The sequence below is a fragment of the Streptomyces sp. NPDC007157 genome, assembly GCF_040634235.1.
GTDB lineage: Bacteria > Actinomycetota > Actinomycetes > Streptomycetales > Streptomycetaceae > Streptomyces.
In genome coordinates this window covers 361,581-385,425 of sequence record NZ_JBEYFE010000007.1, presented here as the reverse complement: position 1 = coordinate 385,425, position 23,845 = coordinate 361,581, and the positions used below count along the sequence as shown (strand labels likewise).

Below are 23,845 nucleotides of genomic sequence, written 5' to 3'. Positions count from 1 at the left end.
AGCACGCTCGCGCCCGCCGGCGCCCCCGCCTCATCGTTCACCGCAGCACCGTAGCCCGCCAGCCGCCGCCCTCGGCCGGCTATGGCCAATCCGCCAAAACCACCTGTCTGCCTGCCGTGTCTCTGGGCGGGACTTTCGCATGTCCGTCTGAATCCGTCAGGACAGCGACGCTCTCCGTACAGCCGATCACCAGCGCCTGAATTCGTGCGTGGAAGTGTGTGAATTTGTGAACTCCATAGGGCGGTGCTTCGCGTCCAAGCGCAGCGGACGTCGCCGGTGGCGGCCAACTCCGCCCAAGGGGTGGCCGGTTCGCGCGCGGCAGCGTGCCGGCCCGCGGTCCGGTTCCGTCAGGTGCGGGCGGCCTGGATTTCGCCGCCGTCGATCAGCGCCAGGCGCAGCTGCTCCGTCTCGGCCGGGCGCTCGGCCGCGGGCAGGGCCACGGCGCCCTCCAACAGGGCTTGCGCGTGCTGGCGGACCTCGGTGTCGTACCCGGGGCCGGGCGCGGTGGGGGTGAGCAGGTGCGCGGCCAGGAGCAGGGCGTCGGGACAGTGCGGGTGGCCGGCGGCGCGCTCGGCGACGTAGCTGGCGTCGATCAGGGCCGCGGTGTGCGCGGCGCTGCGCCACGCCAGGGGCAGCCACACCTCGTCCGCGACGGCGAGCTGGCGAGGTGGCCCGCGACGGCGAGCGCGCCGGACGGCAGTCCGACGTCGAGCGCCGCCGCCCACCACACACGGGCGACGTCCTCGGCAGCACGGCCGGCCGGGGCAGGGGCGGCATCGCCGGTCCGCGGGCGCCGCGGGCGTCGGCGCCGGACCTCCGGCGGGCCTAGAAGCGGCCCTCCTTGTCCAGGTTGATCAGCATGACGATCCACACGGCGGCGGCCCGCACCACGCCCAGCGCCTCGATCCGGGTCAGCTGCACGTCCTTCTGGCCGCCACCGTGGCGCACTCACGGCATCGCGGAGCCGTAGTTGTGCAGCTGATTGATCGCCTGGCACAGGGGGGGTGCGCTCGCCTTCGGGGAACAGCCGGCGAAGTCCGGAGTTGATGTCCTTCTGCCCGTAGGCGATCTTGACAACGCCCTCTAGGGTGTTGACGGCCAGCGCGACGGCCTGGCGGTCGTCCCCGGCCTTCTGGGCGGTCAGGGCCTTGGACCAGTTGCTCCGGGCGGCGTCGTACTTCCCGGTGAGCGGGGTCAGCGGGCGGACGGTGGCGTCCTGGACGTCCAGTTCCTCGGCCCCCTCGTCGTCCTCAAGGAAGGAGCCGTCAACCATCACGAGCGCGATTCCGGCCTCGTTGAGGATCTTGTTGACCCGCTCGTCGTAGGCCGACGATCCCCACACGCCGTTCGAGGTCAGGGCCTGCTCCAGCAGGTCGAACACCTTGGGGTCCGGCAGCCGCTGCAGCTGCTCGTTGATCCATTCGGGCAGGTCCCTCCCCCACAGGCCGGAGGGCACCGGGATGTCGAGCCAGGCGGCGAGGGTCGTAACTGCCTCCTCCTCCAGGGCGTGCACGACGTCCTGGAGCACCCGGCGCAGCCCGGGCTGGGCTACCTCACGTTCATGACTCATCGTCAGTCCTTCTGCTCGGCGTGGTGCTTCGGCCTTCATAGTTGCCGGGCCGACTGCCGGGTTCAGCCCGTTTTCGTACGAGTGAACCGCTCCGGACAACGCCGGGGCTGCGGGTGGCGTGCGTCCCCGGGCCCGGCGGGGCGGCCCGGGAGCGGCTGCCGTGCGGTCCTGGGGATCAGGCCGCCGGGTCAGGTGTCATGCGCTGCCCGTGCGCGTGGCTGAGCAGGTACAGCGCTGCCTGCAAGATGAGCGCGACGTGGTGCTTGGGCGGGGTGCCGGCCAGGCCGTGGAGGATGTCGTTGCGCAGGTTCATCCCGCGGTCGGGGTCGACCAGGAGAAGTTCCAGCGCTCTGCTCCAGTCCGCCGGATACCCGGCCTCCGGCATGCTCTGCAGGAGCTTGCCCAGCAAGTCGACTCCACCGGGGCTCGGCCCCCAGGCCACGGAGACGACAGGGACCCGGGAGCGCAGGAGTTCCCGGAGGATCTGCTCGACCTGTGGCAGCGCGACGCACGCCGCGGCGTCGAGTTCCTCCAGCCAGTAGTAGAGGAAGGCCCGGGCGAGGGTTCGCGCGCGGGGCTCGGGCAGCACTGTCTCGTGCACCAGAGCGGCGATCATCTCGAACTCGTCGGGACGGAAGCGCTCGTGGATGCGGTCGAGCTGAAACGCGGTCAGCATCCCGAACCACCCCAGGCCGCGGACCTGCATCGCCACGGCGAGGTCGTCGTCGGCCTCGACGGGCGGACGGACGAAGACCGGTCCGGCCACGTTGACGCGCGAACGCGGGATCTGCAACAGACCCTTGAACGGGCTGTCGGTCTCGGCCTCGATCTCGGCTTGCGCGCGCATCACGGGGTGGACGTCCGCCACGGTTGCCCACAGCGCGGTCAGCAGATCCGGGGCGGCATCGACCCGGGCCCGCTGCCCGGCGATCACCGCGCACGGGATCGTGCCCTCGGTGCGGATGGAAGTCCACTCCAGCTTGGTCTGCTGCAGGGCCATCTCGACACGTGCCCGCAGTTCGGGCAGGCCCCGCCTCCGCGCCTCGGTCGCCGCCCCCGTCAGGAAGTACAGGCGGCGGTGCCCGGCGTCGGCGGCCTCCGCGGCGTCCAGGAGGGTGTGGACCACGGCGGTGTCGATCTCCGTGTGGCGGCTCTGCGGCGCGTCTTTCCGCAGCACATCGAGGAGGCCGATCCGGGCGTCCACGTCGTCGGTGCAGAGGCTGGCCGCCTGCTCGGCAAGGTCCCCGACGTCGTACTCAAGGGCCTGCAGCGTCTGCAGGACGACCAGCAGGGGCCGCCCGTCGTCCTCGGCTCCGGCCAGGAGGAGCCCGGCGAGGGCGAGGGCGTCCGTGGTCGCGCGGTCGCGAAGGTCAGGTTGCTTGAACTTGAGGGCCAGCTCCCCAGCCATCTCCAGGCACCGGGCGGCCCGTGCCCACCCGTAGCTGTCCTGGGAAGCGGCCAGCAAAAGCTGCGCCCCGTCGAGGTAGCCAGAGGCCGCGCCACGGACGCGGACGGGCTTGCGGCCGCGGCCGGCGTCGAGCAGCAGATGATGAAGGTGGCCGCGAAGGAGCGGATCACCCACGCAGTCCGCGTACAGGCTCCAGATCTCCAACTGGGCCGGCGTGGTGGGCGGAATCGGCAGGACCTCCCCCGCCTCCTTCCGAGCCTTCAGCACCTTAGACGGCCGGCAGCGCAAGGCCGCGACCAGCGCATCCCGCTGCTCGACGGCCGTACTCGAACCGACGTCCATAGCCGCGAGGGAGATCGCGGCGGCTGCGTTGGAGACGGTGTTCTTCGCCGCCGCCATGAGCGCTGTCAGCACACTCGGCTCGATCTGCGGCACGGGACCCCACTTTCGTCACCAGCAGTATGGGAGCAGCCGGGGTCCGCGCGCACCGATTTTCGTGCGTCCCGGCGTCTTGGGCGTCACAGCACTGTCTGCTGGCGAGAGACAGCAGTGGTCCGCCTTCTCAAGCGGGCGAACCCACCGCCCGCTTCCCCCGCGAGGGCGCCGATAGTTGCAGGGCACGGTTAGTGGGCTCGCGTCAGTCAGTGGCTCCGCAACCGCTTCAAGAAGGCCTGGACGAGCGTGTCCAGCTCCGCATCCTTGGCTGTTTCCTCGACGAGGATGCGCTCGATATGCACGAAGCCGCTGTTCCGCCAGTGCCGATCTCTTGTGGTGTCGGCACCGAAGCGGCCACGGTGATGTGGTCCGTCCACCTCCATCAGGCCAGCCCGTCCCTCCCGCACAACGACAAAGTCGGGAGTCCAGGAGTTGCCTACCCCTACACGCCCAAGCGGCAGAGGGAAGATCGTGATCGTGTCATGGCCTTCGGCAGCGAGGCGGGACTGGGCACGTTTGAGGGCTTCAAAGACCCGCAGCTCTTCCCGTGAGTCAAATGTGAATCCCTCGCGCCGTAGTTCCGGCCTTGGGTCGCGCACCCGAGCGGCATGGTTCGTGACCGTGTCGGTTGACAGGCGTTCCTGCAAAACACTGCGCCAGTCCGGACCAAGCTCTGGGAGTGCGGGGGCTACACCCACCTTGCTCGCTTCGACGCCATGACGCTCGGCGGCTTCGAGCAGCACAGGACTAATCCGCTCCAGGACATCGTCGCTGAACCGCTCTATGAGCCAACCAGGAACGAGAAGCTCGGCCACTGTCCAGTCGTGAGCCCAGTTGCCCGGCGTCCACTGGATGCCCTCGACGTCCAGCAGCAGAGCGGCTGCTTGAACGTCACCCTTTTCTTGAAGGAAGAACGCAGTCTGACCAAGCACAGTGTCCTCAACGCTTGGCTTCCGGCGGTCCTCCGCCTCCTTCTTGCTGTCGATTTCTGGAGTCACCGTCTAAGGCTAAGGCGGGGGTCTGACAATGTTGATGGCCAGGCGGAAGGCAACACGGACAGACCGGCTAGTGCCGCATCAGGCAACGCTTGCCCCGTCGTGGGAGACTGCTCCGTCGACTGGGGGAGAGTGTGGCCGTGGAGACTGCCAACCGCGCGCTGACGGCGGACGTGATCGCGGCACTGAGGTACTGGCCCGGTGTCATATGGGGAGGTCAGAAGAATCCCCCGGACCCGGTGGACATGACCGTCCTGCCGCCCTTCTTCAACCAGACGCTGCAGGACCTTCCGTGGTGGAACCGCGACTGGAGAGTCGACCGCGTTCAGCCGGGACATCCCGTAGAGACCGGGGATCACCGCTGCGATCCCGCCGTGAGGTTCACCGAGGTGTCGATCCCGGGAACGGTCGCCTCCGACAACGGCGAGAGCCTGCCGTTCGTCGCGAAAGTCGGGTTCACGGGCGACCAACTCATGCGCTTCCAGGCCAAGATCGGTGACGTTGTTATCGGCCCGGCCGTTGCCCCTGCCGGGCGGTCGGAGCCCCATCCGTTCGGACGGATGCTCACCGGGTTCATGGACCAGCGCGGGATTCCGGTCAGGGACATGGCTAGGGCCGCCGGACTGTCGATGTCCACCATCCACATGCTCCGCCGCGGACACAATCCGAACTTGCTGCAGGCCCGCCTCATCGCCGGGATCCTGGACATGTCCGAAGCGGACGTCAGAGTCATCGCCGGACTCGACGACGGCAGTACGCAGTAGCTGACAGGTGGCGGCGCACAATGCGGAGTTGGCGCTGCGTCAGGCGACGTTCGCCCTGGTGACGACTTCGCGTAGGCGCTCGTCGGCGGCGTGCTTGTTCCGCCAGATGATGTAGCGGCGGATCATGCTGCCCTGGGCCTTGTGGCTGGGATGATCGGTGCCGTCGAGGGCGAAGTAGCGCAGGGCGGTGAACTGGGCCTCGATCCGGTTGAGCCAGGAGCTGTTGGTCGGGGTGCAGGCGATCTCCACGTTGTTCGCCGCGGCCCAGGTTGCGACTCGCTGGCACCGCTTCGTCGTCAGGTGCGGCGAGTAGTTGTCGCAGACGATCGCAATGCGCACATCAGCCGGGTGCAGCGAGCGCAGGTAGCGGCAGAACTCCAGGAACTTGGAGCGGTTCTTGGTCTTCTTGATGTGGCCGTAGAGCTGATCCTTGGCGAGGTCGTAGGCGGCGAACAGGTGCCGGACCCCGTGCGGTCGGGTGTAGGTCGCGCGCCGCCGGGGCCGGGGCTCACGGTCAGGGTCCTTGCCCTTGCCACCACGTTCGGCCCACTGCCGGCCGGGGGGCTGGAGGTTGAGCGGTCCGAACTCGTCCATGCAGAAAACGACTTCGGGCTCGCCCTCCTCGGGTATGACTTCGCCATCGGCGATCGCGTAGAGGTGTTCGACGCGGGCCTTCTTGGCCGCGTAGTCAGGGTCGCGGGAGGTCTTCCAGGTCTTCACGCGTTGAAACGAGACGCCCTCCTCGCGGAGCAGGACCCGAAGGCCCTCATGGCTGATGTCGTCGACCACCCCCTCGGCGACCAGGAAGTCGGCCAGCTTGGCCAGGCTCCAGGTCGAGAACGGCAGGCCGTGCTCGACCGGCTTGGACTTGGCGATCTTCTTGATCTCCCGGCGCTCGGGCAGCGTGAACGTCCTAGGCCGCCCGCCCTTGTACTTCGGGTAGAGCGAGTCGAAGCCGTCGGCGTTGAAGTTGTGGATCACGTCGCGGACCCGGTCTGCGCTGGTGAACGTGACCTCAGCGATCTTCGCCACGGGCATGCGCTGGGCGGACAGCAGCACCATCTGGGCTCGCCGCCAGGTCACCACCGACCCGGTGCCCCGTCGGACGATCCGTAGCAGCCGCCTGCCCTCGTCGTCATCGATCTCACGGACCTGCACGCGTTCAGCCACGTGATCATTCTGACGATCCAGCGCCGCCCGGCACAGCATCCGGGCGACACATCACGACGGGGCGAACGTTGCCTGATGCGGCACTAGAGAACGTCGCCGGTCACGGCGTGGGTTCCCGGCGGGCGCACCACAACGGCCCTCGTTCGTACAAGAGTTGGAACATACCCGAATTCCGGATCGGGACGCGTCGGTAGCACGAAGGCGGCCGCCGGGGGTGCCGTACGCCGCGGTCCTCTACGGCTACAGCGTGGGGAGCACGGTGGACCGGTCGGAGGACCACTTGGTCTTGCCGGTGCGCACCGCGACAACCAGGCTGGCGGGTGCTGGGGAAGGCCGAGCCCGCAAGGCTCTCAGCGGGTATAGCCGCGAGAGACGTACCGGGCTGTTCAGCAGCAATGAAAAACGGGACCGCTAAGCACCTTGGTGGCGGAAGAATCATCCTGTGACTCAGGAAGCAGGTCTTGACGCCGGTACCCGGGAACTTCTTCAGGCGGTCTACGCCCTGATGAAGCAGCGGGGTGACTGGCCCACCTTCACTGCGGTGGATCTGTGGGCCGACAGGGAGTTGGGCATTGAGGACGCCCAGGCCGCGCTCCTCTCCGTTCCTGAGGCCTATCTCTTCCGCCCCTGGCAGTCGCACGGCTTCTCCAGCAACGACGCGGTCCGGCTGACTCTTCGAGGGGTCGCCGCATGCGACGACGGCGCAGAAGACCTGCGGCTGCTGGCGCGGTTCGCGGCCTGGACGGTGGACCTCGAACGCAACGACACGAGCCCGGCCGAGACGCCGGTCGTCGCCGAAAGTCAGGCCTTCGCCACAGATGAGGGCCTGCATATCGACGAGCCGGACGGCCCGAACGAGCTAAGCATTACTGGCACACCCACAGCTTCGGACAGCTCCGTGCATGCCCCCTCTGCGGCATCCTCGGACGCCAGCGACAGGGACGTTCCAGCGGATGTAGAGGTGGCACGCGGGAAAGTGGCGCGTATCAGGGTCCTCGCGGATCTGCTCCCAGGGTTCTGGACAAGCAGCGGCTGGGTGACAGAGAAGCCCTGGCTGTGGCGGCTCACCCTGGATCGGCCGCGCTTGCGCCCCTACCGGCACGTACACGGGGTGGACGGACTCCTGCGGTACGCCGAGACCGTGGAGCGCGAGCGCGCCGCAGCGGCATCTGCGCTGATACACGGACTCACCGACACCCCCAGTGTCACGGCCTCAGCTGAGGCGCCCAGGGGAACCGAGGTGCGGCTGGCGCCATCCCAGGACCACAGCCTTGATGTGCTGCTCACCCTGTTGCGCGAGGAGATCGTGGACTCGTGCCAGGCGCCACTGCGCGCTGACCTGTACGACGAGGCGATCTTCGCCGCCTTCCGGCGGCTGGAAGACGAAGTCCAGCAAAGGTCGGGCAGCTCCGCGATCGGAGACGTACTGATCAAGGCCGCCTTCAAGGAGAAGACGAACCCGATCCGCATCTCCGACCGCGACGGCGACATGGACCGCATGCTCCAGCTGTTCGCCGGCGCCATCGGGCTCTTCAAGGGAGACCGCTCCCACAAAGACCGGCCCAGTCTGCCGTGCGTGTCGCGCCGGGAGTGCCTCCGTATTCTTGTCCACGCCAGTTCCCTGCTGGACCTCCTTGACCGTGACATCGAACGTGCTCCAACAGTCCGCGGATACCAGTACGGCCAAGGAGACCTCACGCTGTGGGTCGACCGAGCCGGATCCCAGGTCCGGGCCTGGCTGGACGAGACCGTGCCGCTGACCACACGCAGTTTCCGGCCCGGGACCCTGGTGGCCGACGTCTCCGCTGTCTCTCCCGGCGAGCACCGCGTCCATCTGGTCGATGGAACCCGCCACGGGCCGGCTCACACGGTGTGGCTGGTGCGCGACCCGCGGCGCTCGACATGGCGCCGTATCGTGGACGTGGACGTCCCCCTCTACGGGGACGCCCTCGGGCAACAGCTGCTCGAGGTCTCCGGGGTCCGGCTGGAAGTTCTGGAAGCCGGAGTTGCCAGTCAACGCGTCGTCCCGACCCGAGAGACCTACCAGGTGGGCCACTACGTCGAATGGCGCTCTTCACGCTCACGGGAGCAGGTCGGGCCTGCCTGGGCGCGCAACCACGTCAACGGCCCGCTCCGGCCTGTTTGGGATGGCTCATCTGTGTTCGATGGCCAGCCGAGCGCTCCTGTCCACGACGAACGTCTGATGCGGATCAGCATCGAGCCAGGAATTCTGCGCCTTCGCCGTGGGGACACCGTTCCGCTGCGCGTCCTGGGCCACTACACCGACGGCACCGCAACATGGACCGCGCTGATCAATGGCCCTCAGGTGGAGACCGCGGACGAGAAGATCGCGTTCTTCCAAAACAACGTGGTCCGCGCGAAGGATCCGGGCGTCACCGTACTGCGCTGCCAGCACAACGGGTGTTACGCGGAAGCCCGCGTCGACGTGGCCGCGCATCCCCGCTGGACTGCCACCGAACTGCTCACCGGTCTCCCGCCGGTCAGCGGTATTGCCTGGACCCCCCGGGGACTCGTCGTCAGCACGCGCGGCCGCAACATCTGGCGGCTCGACGCCAAGGACGGCGCGTTCCGGATGATCAGCGCGGTACCTCCGGTCTCCCCCAACGACCAGGGCACGGACACGGTCACCGCCCGGGCCGACGGAGAACTCGCAATCCGCGTCGTCGGTGACCGCCGCATCCTGGTGCTACGCCACGCCGACGGCTACCAAAGCAGTGAAGTCGTAGCCCCGGACGCTGAAGGCGTGCCCATGGCCGTCGCGTGGAATCATGACACCCTCCTCACGGCCATGGACGACGGAGCGGTGTACCGAGTGGAGATGGACGGAACCGCGCACGAGTTCACCCGCGTCCAGGGAACCCCCATCGCCATGGCCAGCAACGCCGATTCCCTCTGGATCCTCTGCGCCCCCTCCCCAGGCCCCGCGACCGGACAGGACTACAACAAACTGTGGAGCATCCCGCTCTCCGACCCGAACCCGGCCTCTGATCTCCTCCACGATCACACTCTCGCCGGCCTCAACGGCATCACCCTGGCCGGATCATCCATCCTGCTCGGCGACTTCAACGGAGGACGAATCCTCAGCCTGCACAACAACAAGATCCGCGAGGTGACCGCCGGCCTCACCAACCCTGGACAACTCGCCACCAGCGCCACCAACGACATCTACATCGCCGAGTTCGGAGCCGGAGCAATCCGCCGACTTCTGCCATAACCCCAGCCGCGGTACCCAGCAGAGAGTAATCGTCAATACCTGTGGATCTGTTGTGTTCGTCGTGTCTTGATCAGGTGTCTCGGAGAAGTCGTGCGGCGGTCTGGGCGGGGGTCTCGTCCAGCGTGTAGATCGTCCGTTTCGCGACCAGTTGGATGCCGTGGTCGTCGAGCCAGTAGGCGAGGAAGTCGTGCCCGTCGATGATCCAGGATCGGCCCTTGCTCACCGTGCAGCGTTGCCGTAGGACGTTCAGTGAGGTCCCACGGTTAGGAGAGGGCAGGAGCCTGATGACGTCGGGGCAGCAGCTCAGTGCAGTGCGGACCGTGGCCAGCTGTTGGTCATCGGTGTAGCTGGTATGGCCTGCGCCCAGCGCGATGACGGCTCCGGGGTTGTCGGCGACAGCACGGGCCACGGCGTGTGCTCGGGCTGGTTCCCACTCGGATTCGGCCGCAAGGCGTCCGACGGCGGCTATGCGCTCGCGGAGTGTGGCGATGCTCCATCCCACCTCCGCGTAGTACCCGTCTGCAACGGCGTCCAGATCGACGAACGGTCTCTGCGTCCTTGCCGCGATCTCTTGGCCGAGAGTGGATTTCCCGGTGCCGGCCGGGCCGATCAGAACCATCCACGGCGTCTCAGTGGGCGTCGGTCGGCTCACGCGGCATTCACCTCATCGTGTTCGACAAGGTGGCCGCGTTCGAAGCGGGCTCCGGCGCGGACGAGTGCGACGAGGTGGGGTGCGTTCACAGCCCGCCAGCGGGCCTCGGCGGACTCCACGAGCTTGAAGACCATCGCCAGGGCGGCGGTGCGGGAGCCGGCACCGCGGGTGACCTTGGTCCGCAGCCGGACGGTGGCGAACGTGGACTCGATCGGGTTGGTGGTGCGCAGGTGGATCCAGTGCTCGGCGGGGAAGTCGAAGAACGCCAGCAACTCGGCCTCGTCGTCGGTGATCTTCTTGACGGCCTTGGGGAACTTCGCGCCGTAGAGCTGGGCGAACGTCTTGATCGCTGCCTGCGCGTGCTGCTTGTCCTCGGCGTTGTAGATGTCCTGGATGGCCCTCTTCGCGCCCGGCTGCGCGGACTGCGGCATGGCATCGAGCACATTTGCGGTTTTGTGGACCCAGCATCTCTGCTCGCGGGTGGCGGGGAACACCTCGGCCAGCGCCTTCCAGAAGCCCAGGGCTCCGTCGCCGACCGCCAGGACGGGGGCGCGCATGCCGCGGCGGGCGCAGTCGCGCAACAGGTCGGCCCAGGACTCGCCCGATTCGCGGTAGCCGTCCTTGAGCGCGACGAGTTCCTTGGAACCGTCGGCACGCACGCCGATCAGGACGAGCACGCAGGCTTTGGCCTCCTCCAGGCGGACGTTGAGGTGGATGCCGTCGGCCCACACATACACGTAGTCGACCTCCGTGAGGTCGCGGTCCATGAACGAGGTGTGGTCGGCCTGCCACTGCTGGGTCAGCCGGGTGACCGTCGCCGGGGAGAGCCCGGCCGCGCTGCCGAGGAACTGCTCCAGCGCGGGCACGAAGTCGCCGGAGGACAGGCCGTGCAGGTAGAGCAGCGGCAGCACCTCGCTGATCTTCGGGGACTTGCGGCACCACGGCGGCAGGATCGCCGAGGAGAACCGCTTGCGCTCGCCCGTGGCCATGTCGACGCGCTTGTCGTTCACCCGCGGCGCCTTCACCTCGACGGCCCCGGCCGCCGTGGTCACCTTGCGCGGCTGGTGGTAGCCATTGCGCACGACCAGGCGGTGGCCCTTGTCGTCTCGCTGTTCGGTCAACTCAGCTATGTATGCGTTGACTTCGGCTTCCAGCGCGGCGGCCAGCATCCGCCGTGCGCCCTCGCGGACGATCTCGTCGATCAGAGAGGAGCCGTTGGCGGTGGTGCCGTCGGCGTTCACTACGCTGAGCACGGGCGGGCCTTCCCGACCCGCGCGGCAACGCGGGCCTACTCGATACCAGTCAATCGATCACTCGGGAAGGTACGCCCTTCGCGTGTGTCCTCCCGAGCCGATCCACAGGTGATGAGCATTGCTCGGAGTGGGCGGCGTCGCGACCGAGTAATTGTCAAGATGTTTGGATGAGCAGGCTTGGGCAGGGTGAGGTCCCGAGCTTGTCTCGTTAGTCGGCCGTGAAGTTGCTCGATTCCTCCCCGCGATACGGTATCCATCGGTATCCGGGCCGGAACACTTCGTAGTCGGCGCTCAGGTCAAGTTCCGCATGGAGCTTTTCGCTGAGTACGAGCCCGTGGATGCTGCCTTCGTTCAGTTCATCTGACCACTCGCACCTGAGCTCAGCAGGGTCCAGGAGTGATTCCGGATCCGAGCCGACTTTGGCGGCGACATATCCGTGGAACTGCGCGAGCAGTTCGTAGAGTTGGTGTCCCAGTTCGGTCAGGTCTGCTGCGGTGAGCTCGAATCTGGGGAGGCTGCCGTCCAGGCCACAATGCCAACTGACGGCCACGGGCAGGATCGAGAGCTCGATGTATGAGCCCACCTTCGCCAGCAGCGGCCGGTGGAGAGGGACGCGGTGGGCGCCCGCGCGAAGCACCCACGGCTTGGGGTCGATGCGGGCGGCAGCCTGTGCCGCCTCGGCGTCGTCGCCGAAGTTCACCACGAGCTCGAAACAGACCGCCACGGTTCTCCTGCCTCCCCAGCCCCACGGCCTCACGCGGCCCGTGTTTCGGTACGTTCGACGAGGATGCCATTCTCGAACCTGGCGCCCGCGCGAACCAGGGGCACCAGGTGGGATCCGGTGATCGCCCGCCAGCGGACCTGGGCGGACTCGACGAGCTTGAACACCATCGCGAGGGCCGCGGCCGGGCTTCCGGCGCCGCGGGTGACCTTGGTGCGGAGCTTGACCGTGGAGAAGGTCGACTCAATCGGGTTCGTGGTCCGCAGGTGGATCCAGTGCTCCAGGGCACCGTGCAACTGCTGGGCGGTTCCGCCTTCAACCCCTCCGACTGGGACCTCCAGGCCACCACTCCCCCGGCCACCCACCCGGTCACCGGCTGTTGAACTGTTCCCCACCTCCTACAACCACTTGTCGGCGAGTGCAGGAGAACTGAGCACTGCGCACCCAATCAAGATCATTCACGCAATCGCGGCCAGGATCCAGATTCAAATATCCCCATCACCTCTGCCCGGTATGGGGCCTCAGCGGAACTCAGGGCGGCTCTGGGACCGCTCTATGGGCGGGTGGTGACATGGCCTCGGATGAACGGAGCACGTCCAGGTCAACCCCTAGGCTGAGGGTGGATCTCCCTCCGGGGCGGTTTCGGTGACCGGTGCCCTTGCCACCCGCGTTCGCGCGGACTGGGCGCCGGCCTCTTTGCGTGACCGGATCGCGGGGGCCGCGCGCCCTGGCCCTGGCGATCGTGCCGACGTGCAGCATGTGCTGAGGCTTGGCTGCGGAGCGACTGCGGCCAGGGCTCGTTGTATCGGCATGTACTGGGAATGAGGACATCACCGTTGGTACGGGCCTTCCGGCTGCGCGAGCAGCGGGCTGGCACGCCCGATCTGGAGCGGCGGCGGTTGCTTGCCAAGCAAGTGGCCCACGTCCGGTACGGGGCATGTGGGCTGCCCTGGTTGGTGTGGAAGGGGCCGTAGGTGATCGACGGCGAGTGCATCGACCGGGGGGCTGGCGAAGGGGTCCGCTGCTCTCGTCACTGGTCTGCGTACCGCCGTGGTGGCGCTGACCGCGGCAAGTGGCGCCGAGATGGATCATGGTCCCCATGACCAGGGCGAGGCGACTCGGAGCACCCGAGGCAGGGCGCGGGGGGCATGTGGGCTGGTGGTGGTCCTCGCAGCCGTAGGAGTGAACGGCCGTTACCGGCCTTTCGCGTACGGCGTTCTCACATCATGAAGAAGATCATTTCTGTGGCTGCGCTCGCCGTTGCGGGCCTCGCCCTCGCCACCCCCGCCCACGCCCATGCCGATGGTCCGGACGGCTTCGTACCTCCCTTGCCCCTTCCGGGCGCTCAGCAGCTCGCTGTCGTTCCGGCGCTCGCCAACTACACCGGCAACTTCCTCACCAACTTGTCCGGCCTCGGCGGGAGCCAGACGGGTTTCTGAGCACCCCGCTGGCTGTTCGAGTGCCCGCCCCGGGCTCGAACCGGGGGAGCTCCGCGCATTGCGTACCCCGGTGACGGGCCAGGCGAAGGACGACGGTACGCGGCGGCCGGCGCTACGCCGAGGACAGGCGTACCGCCGGCCGCCAGAGGTGCCGGTCCGGGGCAGCCGGCACCTGCTCTGCGGTCGGTGGCGGTGGCCGCCGCCGCGGTGGTAGCCACACGAGACCTCGTCGACGAAGCGGCTGTGGTCGTTGCGCAGGGTCGCGGTGTCCCGGTCGTTGTTCCAGACGTAGGTGCGGCGGTCCTGGTAGACGTCGGCCCCGTGGTCGCGACCCTCACCGGTGTGGACCCGGACCGTGGCACGGCCGTCCAGACGGACGTGGCGGAAGGTGTAGGTGTGGCCGGCCTCGTCGGACAGCGTCCAGCCGTCCAGGTTCACCGCCCGGCGGGAGGTGAACCTGGTTCACCGCCCGGCGGGAGGTGTTGGTGACGTCCACCCATTCCTTGTTGAGTGACCAGTTGGCGCGGTCGTCGCGGCCCGGGGAGTCGTACTGCACGTCGCTGATCACCACCGCCCGGTCGTGCGGGCGGGCGGGCGGCGGGCTGACCGGCGGCCGCGGCAGGCAGCGCCAGCGCACCCACGGCAGCAGCGGCAACAGCGGCGGCGGTCAGACGACAAGCGGTCATAGAAACGGACACGGGGTCCCCCTTCTCGGAGCCACACCCCGGAACAGCGACGTGAAGCCCCAGGCTGGCGGGGTTTGTTGTGCGGGTCGGCGGCCCGGTCGGCCGCACACCCACACCCCGCCCGCCCCCGAACACGATGTGCGCGGAAAATGAAGCATGTGACGAATAGGGGATATTTCAGTGACTCTCACCTTCAATACCCATGTATGCGATGAACATGACGAATTAATGGATTGTCACCCGCCGGTTCCGCACCAGCGGCGGCGCGGCGCCCCCGCCCCCGCCCCGCCAGGCAGCGCCACCGGGAGCCGAAGGCCCGGCCCGCAAAAGTGCGTAACAGCCGCCGTAGTCCGAGCGGGTGAAGCCGTTGCCGGGCGTGGAGACGACCAGACGTGACTGTGACCCACGCCGTGAGAACCGGCACGGGCCCCAGTCGGGTGAAGCGGCGCGGGAAACGCCAGGCACATCACGGTCCGGACGCCCTCCGCACGCGGAGCGTATGCCGCTCCCGGTGGCCGGCTGGGTCAGGTGTGGACCGGCCCGCCGGTGTCCTGAGCCCGACATCGGCCTTCACGCTCCGGGCAGACCGCGCAGCAACCGGCAGACCGTGGTGCGGCGGCGGACCCGGGTGCGGCGGGCGGGGCCGGGCGCGGCGCAGACAGTGGTCGTCAGGACGAACCGTGGGCCTGAGGCGTCCCCGCCCGGAGGTCGGGGAACGGACGCAAGGGTCAGCCCGCCGGTCGACCGCCGCGGGTTCGCCAACGGTGCCCGGGCCCGGCGGCTTACAGGCCGCCGGACTTGACCGGGAACTTCTGGATCGTCGCGACGACAGTGTCGGGCTTGCCCGGGGCGACGAAATCGACCGGCTTCTGCAACTGGAACAGGTCACCCCGCAGGGAGGGTACTGGGTCAGCTGCGAGATGAGCGTGAACGTGTCCTTGGTGGACAGGACCTGCGTCTCACCGCCCGGCTGCTCGATGGCCATGGTGAAGGGGCTCAGGACCAGGGAGCACTCGTACTTGGGCGGGAACTGCTGCGTCAGCCTCAGCAGGCTGGCCGGATTGTCGTCGCTGTCACTCTGCTCGAGGGTGATGGTGCCGCCCTCGAGTACCGGGACCCCACAACCGAGGAGTGGTCGGAGTTCCAGGAGCACTTCGACAAGCGGAAGGTCGAGCTGGGCTCCTGCGGGCGCCCTTACGGAACGCCTTGCGCGCATGAGCACGCCTGCATCAGATGTCCCATGCTCTCGGTCAACCCGACGATGCTGCCCCGGCTGGACGAGTTGGAGGACGACCTGGTCGCCCGCCGCCAGCACGCACTCGCCCAGGGCCCTCAGGGCGAGGTCGAAGGCACCGAGCTGACCCTGACGTTCCTGCGCTCTAAGACCGTGTCCTACGTGGTGAGGCGTCGTTGAACTCGGCATGGGGCGGGGTACGTGGAGCTGGATTGTTCCGGACGGGCTGTGGGAGATCGCGAAGCCGCTGATCCCGGCGTCGAAGGTGCGGCCGCAGGGCGGCGGAACGCAGGACACGCCTGATGAGACGCTCTTCGCCGCCATCATCTACGTCCTGGTATCCGGGTGTGCCTGGCGTGCGTTGCCGCCGTGCTTCGGCATCTCGAAGTCGACCACCCACCGCCGGTTCTTGATCTGGTCCAGAGCCGGTGTCTGGGGCCGCCTCCACGAGGCCGTGCTGCACCGGCTCGACGACGCCGGCCTGGTCGACGTCACCCGGATCGTCCTCGACACCGCCCACGTGCGCGCTAAAAAAGGGGCGAACACACAGGTCCGAGCCCCGTGGACCGGGGCAAGCCGGGCTCCAAGATGCACGTCCTGTCGGACGCGAACGGCCTGCCCCTCCTCGTCTGCGTCTCCGCCGGCAACACCCACGACAGCGAAGGACTGAAGCCGCTGGTCGAGGGTCACCAAACGAGACACGACCCTCACCGCGGCAGGTACTTCAAGCCCCAGCGCCTACACGCGGACAAAGCCTATGACCGCGCTGATCTGCGTAAATGGCTGCGCGGTAAGCGCATCGGAGTGCGTATCGCCCGCAAGGGCATCGAGTCCAGCGAGCGATTAGGGCGACGCCGCTGGGTCATCGAGCGCACCATGTCGTGGCTGTCCGGCTATCGGCGGCTCAGCCCCCGCTACGAACGCAATCCCCACAACTACCTGGCCTTTCTCGGCCTCGCCGCCACCCTGTGCTGCTACAAGCGACTGATCCGCCTCACCACGTAGGACACGGTCTAAGAACCCCTATCGGAAAGCGGTTCGACCGAGGGCCCTGCTGCCAGCGATGGGTGGGGAGTTGCCATGACAGGATCCGGCTGTGACGTGTGACGTGTGTGGACACGAGATGCGGCAGGTGCCGGTAGCGGAACCGCGAATGGCGTGGGACCTGCCGGTGAAGGAGCGATGGTTCTGCTCCTGGTGCTACGCGTGGACCGAGCTGGGACACGATCCCCGTGAGGTTTCACGGCCGCAGTACCAGCCCATGTACGGGCGCTGGGAGCGGGCAGAATCACCAATTCTCCCTGAGGACGTGGCCCATGCCTACGACACGGCCTATGCCTACACAGATTCCGGCGCGACCCTGTGCGGCATAGAGCACGAGGGCCTCTCGGTCTCTCCGTACTGGTGGGTGCCGGATCGAAGCAACGCGTGTGGCGCCTGCAAGGAGACCGCGGCCGTCATTGACCAGCGCTGGCCGTTGGAAATGCGTCGAGGGAATCGTGTCAACCCCACGCCTCCCCCCGGTTCCTGCTGGCCCCCTTTCTAGGGTTGTCCACGCGATGACCTCAGCCGCCTCCAGCAGATCAATGCGCACGCGAGTCTGAGGAATGCTTCGTGGATGTCGTCGCGGACCTCCCAGCGAATGCGCAGGCGGCGGAACCAGTGCAGGTGGGCAAAGGCACGCTCCACAACCCACCGCTGGGCCCAAGCCAGAGCCGTGCTCGGTACCACGGCGGGCGATCAGCGGTTTCACACCGAGGTCCCAGACCAGGCGGCGATACTTGTCGTGGTCATAGCCACGGTCACCCAGAACGACGTTGGGTGCGGTTCCTCTGAAGGGAAGGGGTGAGCTGGTCGAGCGCTGAGCGGGGCTGCGTTCGGGGCCGTTCGTCTCTGCCGTGGTCGTGGAGGAGGGGAGGGGATGGGCTCGTTGTTCGAGGAGTTGGAAGCGCGCGAGGTAGCCGCCCGGGTTCGGGTGGAGGAGTTGGAAGCCGAACTCGCCGAGCTGTCCGGGAAGCTGGAGCTGGCCAGGGAGGGGCTTGAGCGGTTGCGGATCGCGCGGGAGACGGTTGCGGAAGTGCTTGCGGAGATGAGTCCGGAGAAGTCGGTGGCGGGGGTCGATGCCGGACTGGCGTCTGTGGATGAGCTGATGACGTCGGCGTATGCAGGGGCCGAGCGGCAGGTCATCGGGGTCCTGACGGTGCCGAACTGGCAGCCCGGGATAGGGCCGGAGATGTTGCCACGGGTGTATCGGGACATCGTGGAGGTTGTGTCGGACGCGCCGGGGCCGGTCCGCGCCAAGCAGGTCGTGCCGAGGATCGGGCTGCCGGCCGAGACCGGGAAGATCGAGGGCACCAGGGCGAAGCTGAAGCGGCTGGTGGAGCGGGGCTGGCTGGACGAGGACACCCCGGGCATGTTCACCCCGGCCCGCCGCCACAGGACCATTTCGCCCAACGCCCGTTAACAGCAGGGCTCTTCCGCGCCTACATTCGAAGGTGCGACCCAATCGATGCTGGACGGGAAGAGCCCTGGAGATGACACCGTACGACATGCATGCCACCGCTGACCCTTTTGCTGACTCCCTCAGCGCCTTCGAGACGCTGACTACCACCCTGTCGGGCAGCGATGCGGGCACGTGGACCCACACTGCACTGGAGAAATACCTCGACCTGGCGGGGCGGGAACTGCTTCGCCTGCTGCTGCAGGACCACCTCGATCTGCGCGCGATGCGGGAGGAGGAGCAGATCCGTTCCGGTGCCCGGCAGGTCGTGGTGGGGCCGGAAGGCCAGGTGCGGCCCTGGCGCGAAACCGGGCACCCGCGCTGGCTGGCCAACATGTTCGGAATGGTCCGGGTCACCCGGGTCGCCCACCGGGGCCAGGGTCTGAGCAACGTCCACCCCGCCGACGCTGTGCTGTCACTGCCGGCGGGCCGGCACTCGACGGGATTACGACAGCTCGCCGTGACCGAAGCCGTCCGTGGCTCGTTCGACCAGGCCCACGATGCAGTCGAGCGCCGCTGCGGGAACGTGCTCGGCAAGCGCAGACTCGAAGAGCTCGTGGTCGCCGCCGCAGTCGATGTCGAGGGCTTCTACCGGACCCGGATCCCGATCCCGTGCAGCCGCACGATGCCGCTGGTGATCCAGGCGGACGGCAAGGGCGTGGTCATGCGGCCTGAGTCCCTGCGGGAGGCCACCCGCCGGGCCGCCGCGAAAGCGGCGGGCGCTCATCGCGGCCGGCTTGCGCCAGGTGAGAAGCCGAACCGCAAGCGGATGGCGACGGTGGCCTGTGTCTTCGACACACGTCCCGCCCCCAGACGTCCGCACGACGTCATCCACCCGCCCGGCGGCCGAAGCGGCGAACGCCCAGCCCGCCCGGGACCGCGGGCCGAGAACAAATGGTGCACCGCCTCGCTGGTCCGCACGCCCGAACAGGTGATCTCCGACCCTTTCGACCAAGCCGAGGCCCGTGACCCGAAGCATCTTCGGCCGTGGGTCGTGCTGGTCGACGGCGCCCGCCACCAGCTCGACCTGATCAGTGCCGAGACCGGCCGACGCGGCGTCACGCTCCACGTCCTGCTGGACTTCGTGCACGTCGCCGAGTACGTCTGGGCCGCCGCCCACGCCTTCCACAAACCCGGCACCACCGAAGCCGAAGCATGGGCCGCCGACCGTCTTACCGCGATCCTCGCAGGTCAGGCTGCCCACACCGCCGCCGAAATGACCAGCCAAGCTGAGCGGGAACACTTGCCGGCTGCCCGGCGCGAGGCTGTCGACGCCTGTGACCGCTACCTGACCGGCCATCTCGATCAGCTCCGCTACGACACGGCGCTGGAAAAGGGCTGGCCGATCGCCACCAGCGCGGTCGAGGGCGCCTGCCGCCACCTGATCGCCGACCGCCTCGACATCACCGGCGCCCGCTGGGGCCTTCACGGAGCGGAAGCCGTACTGCGACTGCGTGCCGTCCTGTCCAACGGAGACTTCGACTCCTACTGGCGCTACCACGCCGCCCGCGAACACGAACGCCTCTACCCCGTACCCGGCCGGCGGAACTACGCACGCACCGCCTGATCTTGACGGTCGTTCGAAACGAGCTGCACCCCACCGTCGGCCCTACTTGGGGCGACGGTGGCCGAGAGCGCGCGCGAGTTCACCGACCGGCGCCAGTGTGTGTCCGCCATCGCCCGCGCACCACCACACGGCCGCACCGTCCCGCTCCGAGCCGTGGACGCCGAGGTCATGCCGGGGGCACACCGGCCAGACCTGCCAGGTCCATTCGAGCAAGCTCTCCTGGATCAGGATCGCCAGGCTGGTCAGTGCCACGGCCGGGTCGTCGCACATGTTCGGCAGGATGGGGCCGCCACAGTTGAGCCGTTCGCCGTCGGCAAGGCGGACACCGGCTCCCACCGGGAACCAGTCCTCCAGGATCTCGATCTCCGGTTCGCCCTCGATCCCACCCGTGGGCAGATCGCGGGCCACGATTCGCAGCGCGGCGCGCAACGTCTCCAAACGCTCGGGGACGAGGTCGAAGCCCGGCTCGAAACCCACGTCGTCCAGGACGCGCCGGGCCAGAGCGGTCATCTCCGCCGGCGACACCTCGGCCGGGTTCCGCTCGACGACCTCCACGATGGCGTCGGTGTAATGGAACCAATCGAGCAGTTCGCAGGCGAGAGCGACGACGTCCCGTGGGGCGAGGTTGCCCTCGCGCAGGCCGAGGTAGACCCTTCGCTTCAACTGTTCAGTAGCCGCTTCGTACTCAGCCATGGCGTTGCTCACCGGCCCAGTATCCCGACGCGGCGCGGTTCCCCACCGCATGGTTTTTCGGCATGACGCCTGACGCACTCACCAGCGGAACTATGACCTCACCACTTGATCGCGGCCGTCACTCGAAAGGGACCGCACCCAACGACGTTTGGGCGGCGCCGGGGCCGGCCGCGCTTGCCGCGCACAGGCGGGACGGCCTGGAGTAGCGGGATCAGCTGGGTGACGTCGTTGCGGTTGCCGCCGGTCAGGGTGGCCGCGAGCGGGATGCCAGTGGCGTCGGTGATCAGATGATGCTTGCTGCCCATCCTGCCCCGGTCGACAGGGCTTCGTCCCGTCTTGGATCCCCCTTTAACGCTCGGATGTGGGAGCCATCGACCGCCGCGCGGGCGAAATCCAGGACGTTCGCGCTGCGGAGTTCGGCCAGGAGGTCCTCGTGCAGCCGGGACCAAACACCCGCCTCGGTCCATTCGGCCAGGCGGCGCCAGCAGGTCATGCCGGAGCCGAAACCGAGTTCCTGCGGAAGGTGTATCTGCTGGTCGCCGGGCTGGCGGACAGCCATGCACGCTCAACTCACTGCTCGCGCGGTGGAGCGGTCTTGTGACAGAGCTGGAAGAGGGCTATGCGTGGTGCGCGCCAGAACTCGACAACGACATCTGGTGTCGGACTGCGCTGGCGCGTGTCTGGCCCCTGTTGCCGTCACGCGTCCAGTTCATCCAGCAATCAGTGCTGCATGAACTCGACGAGCGATTCCACGCGGCCACGATCCAGTGGCCCGGCCGGAGCGATGAGGAGGGCCATTGGTGGAAGTGGCGCATCCCTCGACTGCTTGAGACTGAAGCTGGAGATCGCCGCGAGCGGGGTTGGCCCTCAGGTTGGGACATGATGCCGTTCCCCAAACCGGATTGCGTGCAAGTGATCGTCTGAGGATCGAACCGAGCCCTCATCTCCTCCCCGCTGAGTAGGTGCAGAGAAGTTCACGAGCTCGGGAGACGGCGCCGCGGCTCAGCGAATCGAACGGATGTGATGAGTGACCGCGCGTGGCCGCCTCGGCTGCTCTGAGGAGTGACGTGCGGCAAAGCCGCCGCTGGAGCATACCCGTCAGCACTTAGAGTGATCACACAAGTTCAATGGGTGATCTAGCTGCCTGGAGTGTCCATGCTTCACCGCCCGCTCGTCCGTCACCTGCTCGCCGCGTTGGCCCTCGCCGGAGCCTGTCTCGCCGCGCCCGTCCAGTCCGCCGCAGCCTCAGTTCCCTGTGCCGTGCCGCAGACGGTCTCCGCCAGGAGCACCGCGGCCGACGTCAATGTCGTCAGCCCGCGTGAGGCAGCAAGGGCCGAGGCGTCCTTCCAGTCGACTGCCGGGCGACAGGCCGGCACTCCCACAGTCCCCCGGACGGCAGCAGCTCCGGCAGCCGTGAGGGTGTGGGCGCACATTGTTGCCGCCGACTCGACCCCCGGCGGAGGTAACGTCCCGGACAGCGTGCTCGCCCATCAGGTCCAGGTACTCAACGACGGGTTCGCCAGAACTGGGTTCTCCTTCACGCTGGCTGGCGTGGACCGAACCGTGAACCCCGACTGGCACAGGCCAACCTCGGTCGGCAGCCCGCAGGAACGCGCGATGAAGCGGGCCCTGCACCTTGGCGGCGCGAGCGACCTCAACATCTACATCCTCGACACCTCGGCCGAAGGCACGACCGGTTGGGCCACCTTCCCATGGGGCTACGCCACCAACCCGGGCAACGACGGCATCGTCGTGTCCTACAAGGTTCTCCCCGGGGGACAGGCCCCCCACGACCTCGGCCGCGAGGCCACCCGCGAAGTCGGGCACTGGCTGGGCCTCTACAACGTCTTCCAGGGCGGGTGCACAAGCCCTGGCGACTACGTCGACGACACGCCGGCCGCCGCATTTGCCGCCTTGGGTTGCCCCGAGGGCCGCGACACCTGCTCCGCGCCCGGCATCGACCCGATCCACAACTTCATGAACTACACCGACGACGCCTGCCGCAACAACTTCACGTCCGGTCAGGCGAACCGGATGATGGAGGTGTCTGCCCACTACCGCGGCATGTGATCTCATCCATCGAATCCGGCGTCGGGGCGCTTGGTCTGGCGGCGGAGCGTCTTCGACTCGTGCCGGGAACCTCCCTGCGGTACCTCAACTTCTCCCGGCCGGGCAGTTGCAGGAGGCCCGAATCTACCGACCGAAGGGCCGCCCGTTTCGGGCGGCCCTTCCTCGTTCCCGGATGTCCTGTGCGGACCCTGCCGTGCGTCACGCGCCGGGCAGGCTGCGCAGCAACTCGCGGACCGCGCGGCGGATCGCGAGACGGCGGGCGAGACCGGGCGCGACGTACGCGGCGACGATCAGGACCGCCACCACGGTGAACGCGGTCAGCGGGCCGACCCAGCAGGACGCGAGCAGGGCGGTGCCGGTCAGCAGCAGGGCGGCGAGGGCGAGCGCCACGCCCTGGTCCCGGTCCTGGTGCGGCTGGCGTGTCTTCGTGGTCATGCGCGGCGCAGGCATCCGGCCGGAACCTGCCCTCCGGCCACGATCCGCCGAGTCATCGACGAGGAAACAGGCAAGATGGTCCGCCTGGACCGAGCCGAGGAGATGGCGTGCTGGGACTGGGCTGTCATCGAGGTCCTCCGGCACAGCGGCATCCGGATCGAAGAGCTGACTGAGCTCAGCCACCTGCGCATCCGCCAGTATCAACGGCCCAATGGGGAGACCATCGCGCTCCTGGTGGTCGCCCCCTCCAAGACCGAGCGCGAGCGCGTCGTCCCCATGTCGCCCGAGCTCTTCCACGCCATCGCACAAGTCGTCCGCCGGCAGACGAAACACGGCCGACCGATTTCCCTGCTGAGCCGCTACGACCCCCAGGAAAGAACCTGGTCAGAACCCATGCCCTTCCTGTTCCAACGCCAAATCGGCACGGTCCGCAGCGTTTTGGCCCCCAACACGGTCGTCAGGATGCTCGGGCGGCGCTGCGAAGAGATCGCGCAGACGAACAAGGCATTCGAGGACGCCACGTTCACCCCGCATGACTTCCGCAGACTGTGCGCCACAGAAGTCGTCAACGGCGGTCTCCCGGTCCACATCGGTGCCGCCCTGCTCGGGCATCTGAATCTTCAAACCACACAGGGCTACATCGCCGTCTTCGCGGAGGACATCGTCGGCCACTACCAGAGTTTCCTCGATCACCGGAGGTCGCAGCGTCCCGAAGACGAGTACACAGACATCTCCCCCAAGGAGTGGGAGGAGTTCGAAGAGCACTTCGACAAGAGGAAGGTCGAGCTCGGCAACTGCGCTCGCCCCTACGGCACACCGTGTCAGCACGAGCACGCGTGCATCCCTGCCCAATGCTCCAGGTCAACCCGAAGATGCTTCCCCGTCTCGACGAACTGGAGAAAGACCTATTCATGCGGCCGAAGCGCGCGGAGGAGGAACGGTGGCTGGGGGAGATTGAGGGCATCGACCTGACCTTGACGTTCCTGCGGACCAAGCAAGCCGACGCCATCCGCTCACG

The 23,845-nt window shown here is 67.8% G+C and carries 20 protein-coding genes and 4 pseudogenes; 10 read left to right on the top strand and 14 right to left on the bottom strand.

Translation table 11 applies throughout. From position 1 onward, the window contains the following. Positions 1-347: 347 nt before the first annotated feature. The 4 genes from ABZ642_RS16465 to ABZ642_RS16450 form a co-directional block, all read right to left on the bottom strand. Positions 348-641, bottom strand: coding sequence for a hypothetical protein (locus ABZ642_RS16465; RefSeq protein ID WP_360483416.1), 294 nt, complete (start codon positions 639-641; stop codon positions 348-350). After that, positions 593-1,570 carry a hypothetical protein gene (locus tag ABZ642_RS16460; RefSeq protein ID WP_360483414.1) on the bottom strand — a complete coding sequence of 326 codons (978 nt, stop codon included), beginning with the start codon at positions 1,568-1,570 and terminating at the stop codon, positions 593-595. The genes ABZ642_RS16465 and ABZ642_RS16460 overlap by 49 nt, the downstream gene beginning before the upstream one ends. Positions 1,571-1,745: 175 nt before the next feature. Continuing rightward, positions 1,746-3,413, bottom strand: a complete 1,668-nt coding sequence (locus ABZ642_RS16455) for a hypothetical protein (RefSeq protein ID WP_360483411.1) — start codon at positions 3,411-3,413, stop codon at positions 1,746-1,748. Positions 3,414-3,619: 206 nt separating this feature from the next. Then, on the bottom strand, positions 3,620-4,411 hold the full coding sequence (locus ABZ642_RS16450; RefSeq protein WP_360483408.1) for a hypothetical protein: 792 nt from the start codon (positions 4,409-4,411) through the stop codon (positions 3,620-3,622). Between the two features lie 242 nt (positions 4,412-4,653). Between ABZ642_RS16450 and ABZ642_RS16445 the strand changes: the two genes are divergently transcribed. Further along, complete coding sequence (locus tag ABZ642_RS16445; protein ID WP_360483502.1) at positions 4,654-5,172, top strand: helix-turn-helix transcriptional regulator; 519 nt, start codon at positions 4,654-4,656, stop codon at positions 5,170-5,172. Between the two features lie 39 nt (positions 5,173-5,211). On the opposite strand, the gene ABZ642_RS16440 is transcribed toward ABZ642_RS16445, so the two are convergent. Continuing rightward, positions 5,212-6,342 carry an IS630 family transposase gene (locus ABZ642_RS16440; RefSeq protein WP_360483405.1) on the bottom strand — a complete coding sequence of 377 codons (1,131 nt, stop codon included), beginning with the start codon at positions 6,340-6,342 and terminating at the stop codon, positions 5,212-5,214. 442 nt (positions 6,343-6,784) lie between these two features. Between ABZ642_RS16440 and ABZ642_RS16435 the strand changes: the two genes are divergently transcribed. Further along, the gene (locus ABZ642_RS16435) at positions 6,785-9,577 is read left to right on the top strand and encodes a TIGR02391 family protein (RefSeq protein WP_360483402.1); all 2,793 of its coding nucleotides are present in this window, start codon (positions 6,785-6,787) and stop codon (positions 9,575-9,577) included. A 70-nt stretch (positions 9,578-9,647) separates the two neighbouring features. On the opposite strand, the gene ABZ642_RS16430 is transcribed toward ABZ642_RS16435, so the two are convergent. From ABZ642_RS16430 to ABZ642_RS16415, 4 genes and pseudogenes are all read right to left on the bottom strand, one after another. Next, positions 9,648-10,229, bottom strand: coding sequence for a shikimate kinase (locus ABZ642_RS16430; protein WP_360483399.1), 582 nt, complete (start codon positions 10,227-10,229; stop codon positions 9,648-9,650). Continuing rightward, entirely contained in the window at positions 10,226-11,482 is a 1,257-nt protein-coding gene (locus tag ABZ642_RS16425; RefSeq protein WP_360483396.1) for an IS256 family transposase, read from the bottom strand. The genes ABZ642_RS16430 and ABZ642_RS16425 overlap by 4 nt, the downstream gene beginning before the upstream one ends. A 208-nt stretch (positions 11,483-11,690) precedes the next feature. After that, positions 11,691-12,206, bottom strand: a complete 516-nt coding sequence (locus ABZ642_RS16420) for a hypothetical protein (protein WP_360483393.1) — start codon at positions 12,204-12,206, stop codon at positions 11,691-11,693. Between the two features lie 29 nt (positions 12,207-12,235). Then, positions 12,236-12,484: pseudogene (locus ABZ642_RS16415) on the bottom strand (IS256 family transposase); the annotation flags it as partial. Positions 12,485-13,429: 945 nt separating this feature from the next. Here ABZ642_RS16415 and ABZ642_RS16410 point away from each other — a divergent pair. Continuing rightward, entirely contained in the window at positions 13,430-13,642 is a 213-nt protein-coding gene (locus ABZ642_RS16410) for a hypothetical protein (protein ID WP_360483513.1), read from the top strand. Positions 13,643-13,828: 186 nt separating this feature from the next. On the opposite strand, the pseudogene ABZ642_RS16405 reads toward ABZ642_RS16410, so the two are convergent. Next, positions 13,829-14,328 (bottom strand): annotated as a pseudogene (locus tag ABZ642_RS16405) (lamin tail domain-containing protein); the annotation flags it as partial. Between the two features lie 1,240 nt (positions 14,329-15,568). Here ABZ642_RS16405 and ABZ642_RS16400 point away from each other — a divergent pair. Next, positions 15,569-15,742 carry a hypothetical protein gene (locus tag ABZ642_RS16400; RefSeq protein WP_360483390.1) on the top strand — a complete coding sequence of 58 codons (174 nt, stop codon included), beginning with the start codon at positions 15,569-15,571 and terminating at the stop codon, positions 15,740-15,742. A gap of 7 nt (positions 15,743-15,749) precedes the next feature. Further along, positions 15,750-16,567 (top strand): IS5 family transposase gene (locus ABZ642_RS16395; protein WP_360483387.1). Its coding sequence is split into 2 segments (ribosomal slippage): positions 15,750-16,098 and positions 16,098-16,567, totalling 819 coding nucleotides; the frame shifts between segments, so codons are not numbered across the junction. A gap of 537 nt (positions 16,568-17,104) precedes the next feature. Here ABZ642_RS16395 and ABZ642_RS16390 read toward each other — a convergent pair. Further along, a pseudogene (locus ABZ642_RS16390) lies at positions 17,105-17,384 on the bottom strand (transposase); the annotation flags it as partial. Between the two features lie 99 nt (positions 17,385-17,483). Here ABZ642_RS16390 and ABZ642_RS16385 point away from each other — a divergent pair. Together ABZ642_RS16385 and ABZ642_RS16380 are read left to right on the top strand one after the other, a co-directional pair. Further along, positions 17,484-18,026 carry a hypothetical protein gene (locus ABZ642_RS16385; protein WP_360483384.1) on the top strand — a complete coding sequence of 181 codons (543 nt, stop codon included), beginning with the start codon at positions 17,484-17,486 and terminating at the stop codon, positions 18,024-18,026. A gap of 70 nt (positions 18,027-18,096) precedes the next feature. After that, positions 18,097-19,629, top strand: coding sequence for an ISKra4 family transposase (locus ABZ642_RS16380; RefSeq protein WP_360483381.1), 1,533 nt, complete (start codon positions 18,097-18,099; stop codon positions 19,627-19,629). A gap of 42 nt (positions 19,630-19,671) precedes the next feature. Here ABZ642_RS16380 and ABZ642_RS16375 read toward each other — a convergent pair whose 3' ends face one another. Further along, on the bottom strand, positions 19,672-20,322 hold the full coding sequence (locus tag ABZ642_RS16375; protein WP_360483378.1) for a hypothetical protein: 651 nt from the start codon (positions 20,320-20,322) through the stop codon (positions 19,672-19,674). A 149-nt stretch (positions 20,323-20,471) separates the two neighbouring features. Continuing rightward, positions 20,472-20,845: pseudogene (locus tag ABZ642_RS16370) on the bottom strand (transposase); the annotation flags it as partial. Between the two features lie 74 nt (positions 20,846-20,919). Between ABZ642_RS16370 and ABZ642_RS16365 the strand changes: the two are divergent. Both ABZ642_RS16365 and ABZ642_RS16360 read left to right on the top strand, forming a co-directional pair. Then, positions 20,920-21,246, top strand: a complete 327-nt coding sequence (locus tag ABZ642_RS16365) for a hypothetical protein (RefSeq protein ID WP_360483375.1) — start codon at positions 20,920-20,922, stop codon at positions 21,244-21,246. 555 nt (positions 21,247-21,801) lie between these two features. After that, a complete protein-coding gene (locus ABZ642_RS16360) occupies positions 21,802-22,392 on the top strand; it encodes a zinc metalloprotease (protein WP_360483372.1) in 591 nt (196 codons plus the stop codon). A gap of 198 nt (positions 22,393-22,590) precedes the next feature. Here the strand turns inward: ABZ642_RS16360 and ABZ642_RS16355 are convergent, their stop codons facing one another. Further along, a complete protein-coding gene (locus ABZ642_RS16355) occupies positions 22,591-22,827 on the bottom strand; it encodes a hypothetical protein (RefSeq protein ID WP_360483369.1) in 237 nt (78 codons plus the stop codon). A 75-nt stretch (positions 22,828-22,902) separates the two neighbouring features. On the opposite strand from ABZ642_RS16355, the gene ABZ642_RS16350 reads away from it, so the two are divergent. After that, positions 22,903-23,799 (top strand): site-specific integrase, encoded by an 897-nt coding sequence (locus tag ABZ642_RS16350; RefSeq protein ID WP_360483366.1) that lies wholly within the window; start codon positions 22,903-22,905, stop codon positions 23,797-23,799. Positions 23,800-23,845 lie beyond the last annotated feature (46 nt).

Coding starts and splice junctions, on each gene's coding strand:
- ABZ642_RS16460 (WP_360483414.1), bottom strand. CDS start 1,570: ATGAGTCATGAACGTGAGGTAGCCCAGCCCGGGCTGCGCCGGGTGCTC.
- ABZ642_RS16445 (WP_360483502.1), top strand. CDS start 4,654: ATGACCGTCCTGCCGCCCTTCTTCAACCAGACGCTGCAGGACCTTCCG.
- ABZ642_RS16410 (WP_360483513.1), top strand. CDS start 13,430: ATGAAGAAGATCATTTCTGTGGCTGCGCTCGCCGTTGCGGGCCTCGCC.
- ABZ642_RS16400 (WP_360483390.1), top strand. CDS start 15,569: ATGCTCTCGGTCAACCCGACGATGCTGCCCCGGCTGGACGAGTTGGAG.
- ABZ642_RS16385 (WP_360483384.1), top strand. CDS start 17,484: ATGGGCTCGTTGTTCGAGGAGTTGGAAGCGCGCGAGGTAGCCGCCCGG.
- ABZ642_RS16380 (WP_360483381.1), top strand. CDS start 18,097: ATGACACCGTACGACATGCATGCCACCGCTGACCCTTTTGCTGACTCC.
- ABZ642_RS16375 (WP_360483378.1), bottom strand. CDS start 20,322: ATGGCTGAGTACGAAGCGGCTACTGAACAGTTGAAGCGAAGGGTCTAC.
- ABZ642_RS16355 (WP_360483369.1), bottom strand. CDS start 22,827: ATGACCACGAAGACACGCCAGCCGCACCAGGACCGGGACCAGGGCGTG.
- ABZ642_RS16350 (WP_360483366.1), top strand. CDS start 22,903: ATGGTCCGCCTGGACCGAGCCGAGGAGATGGCGTGCTGGGACTGGGCT.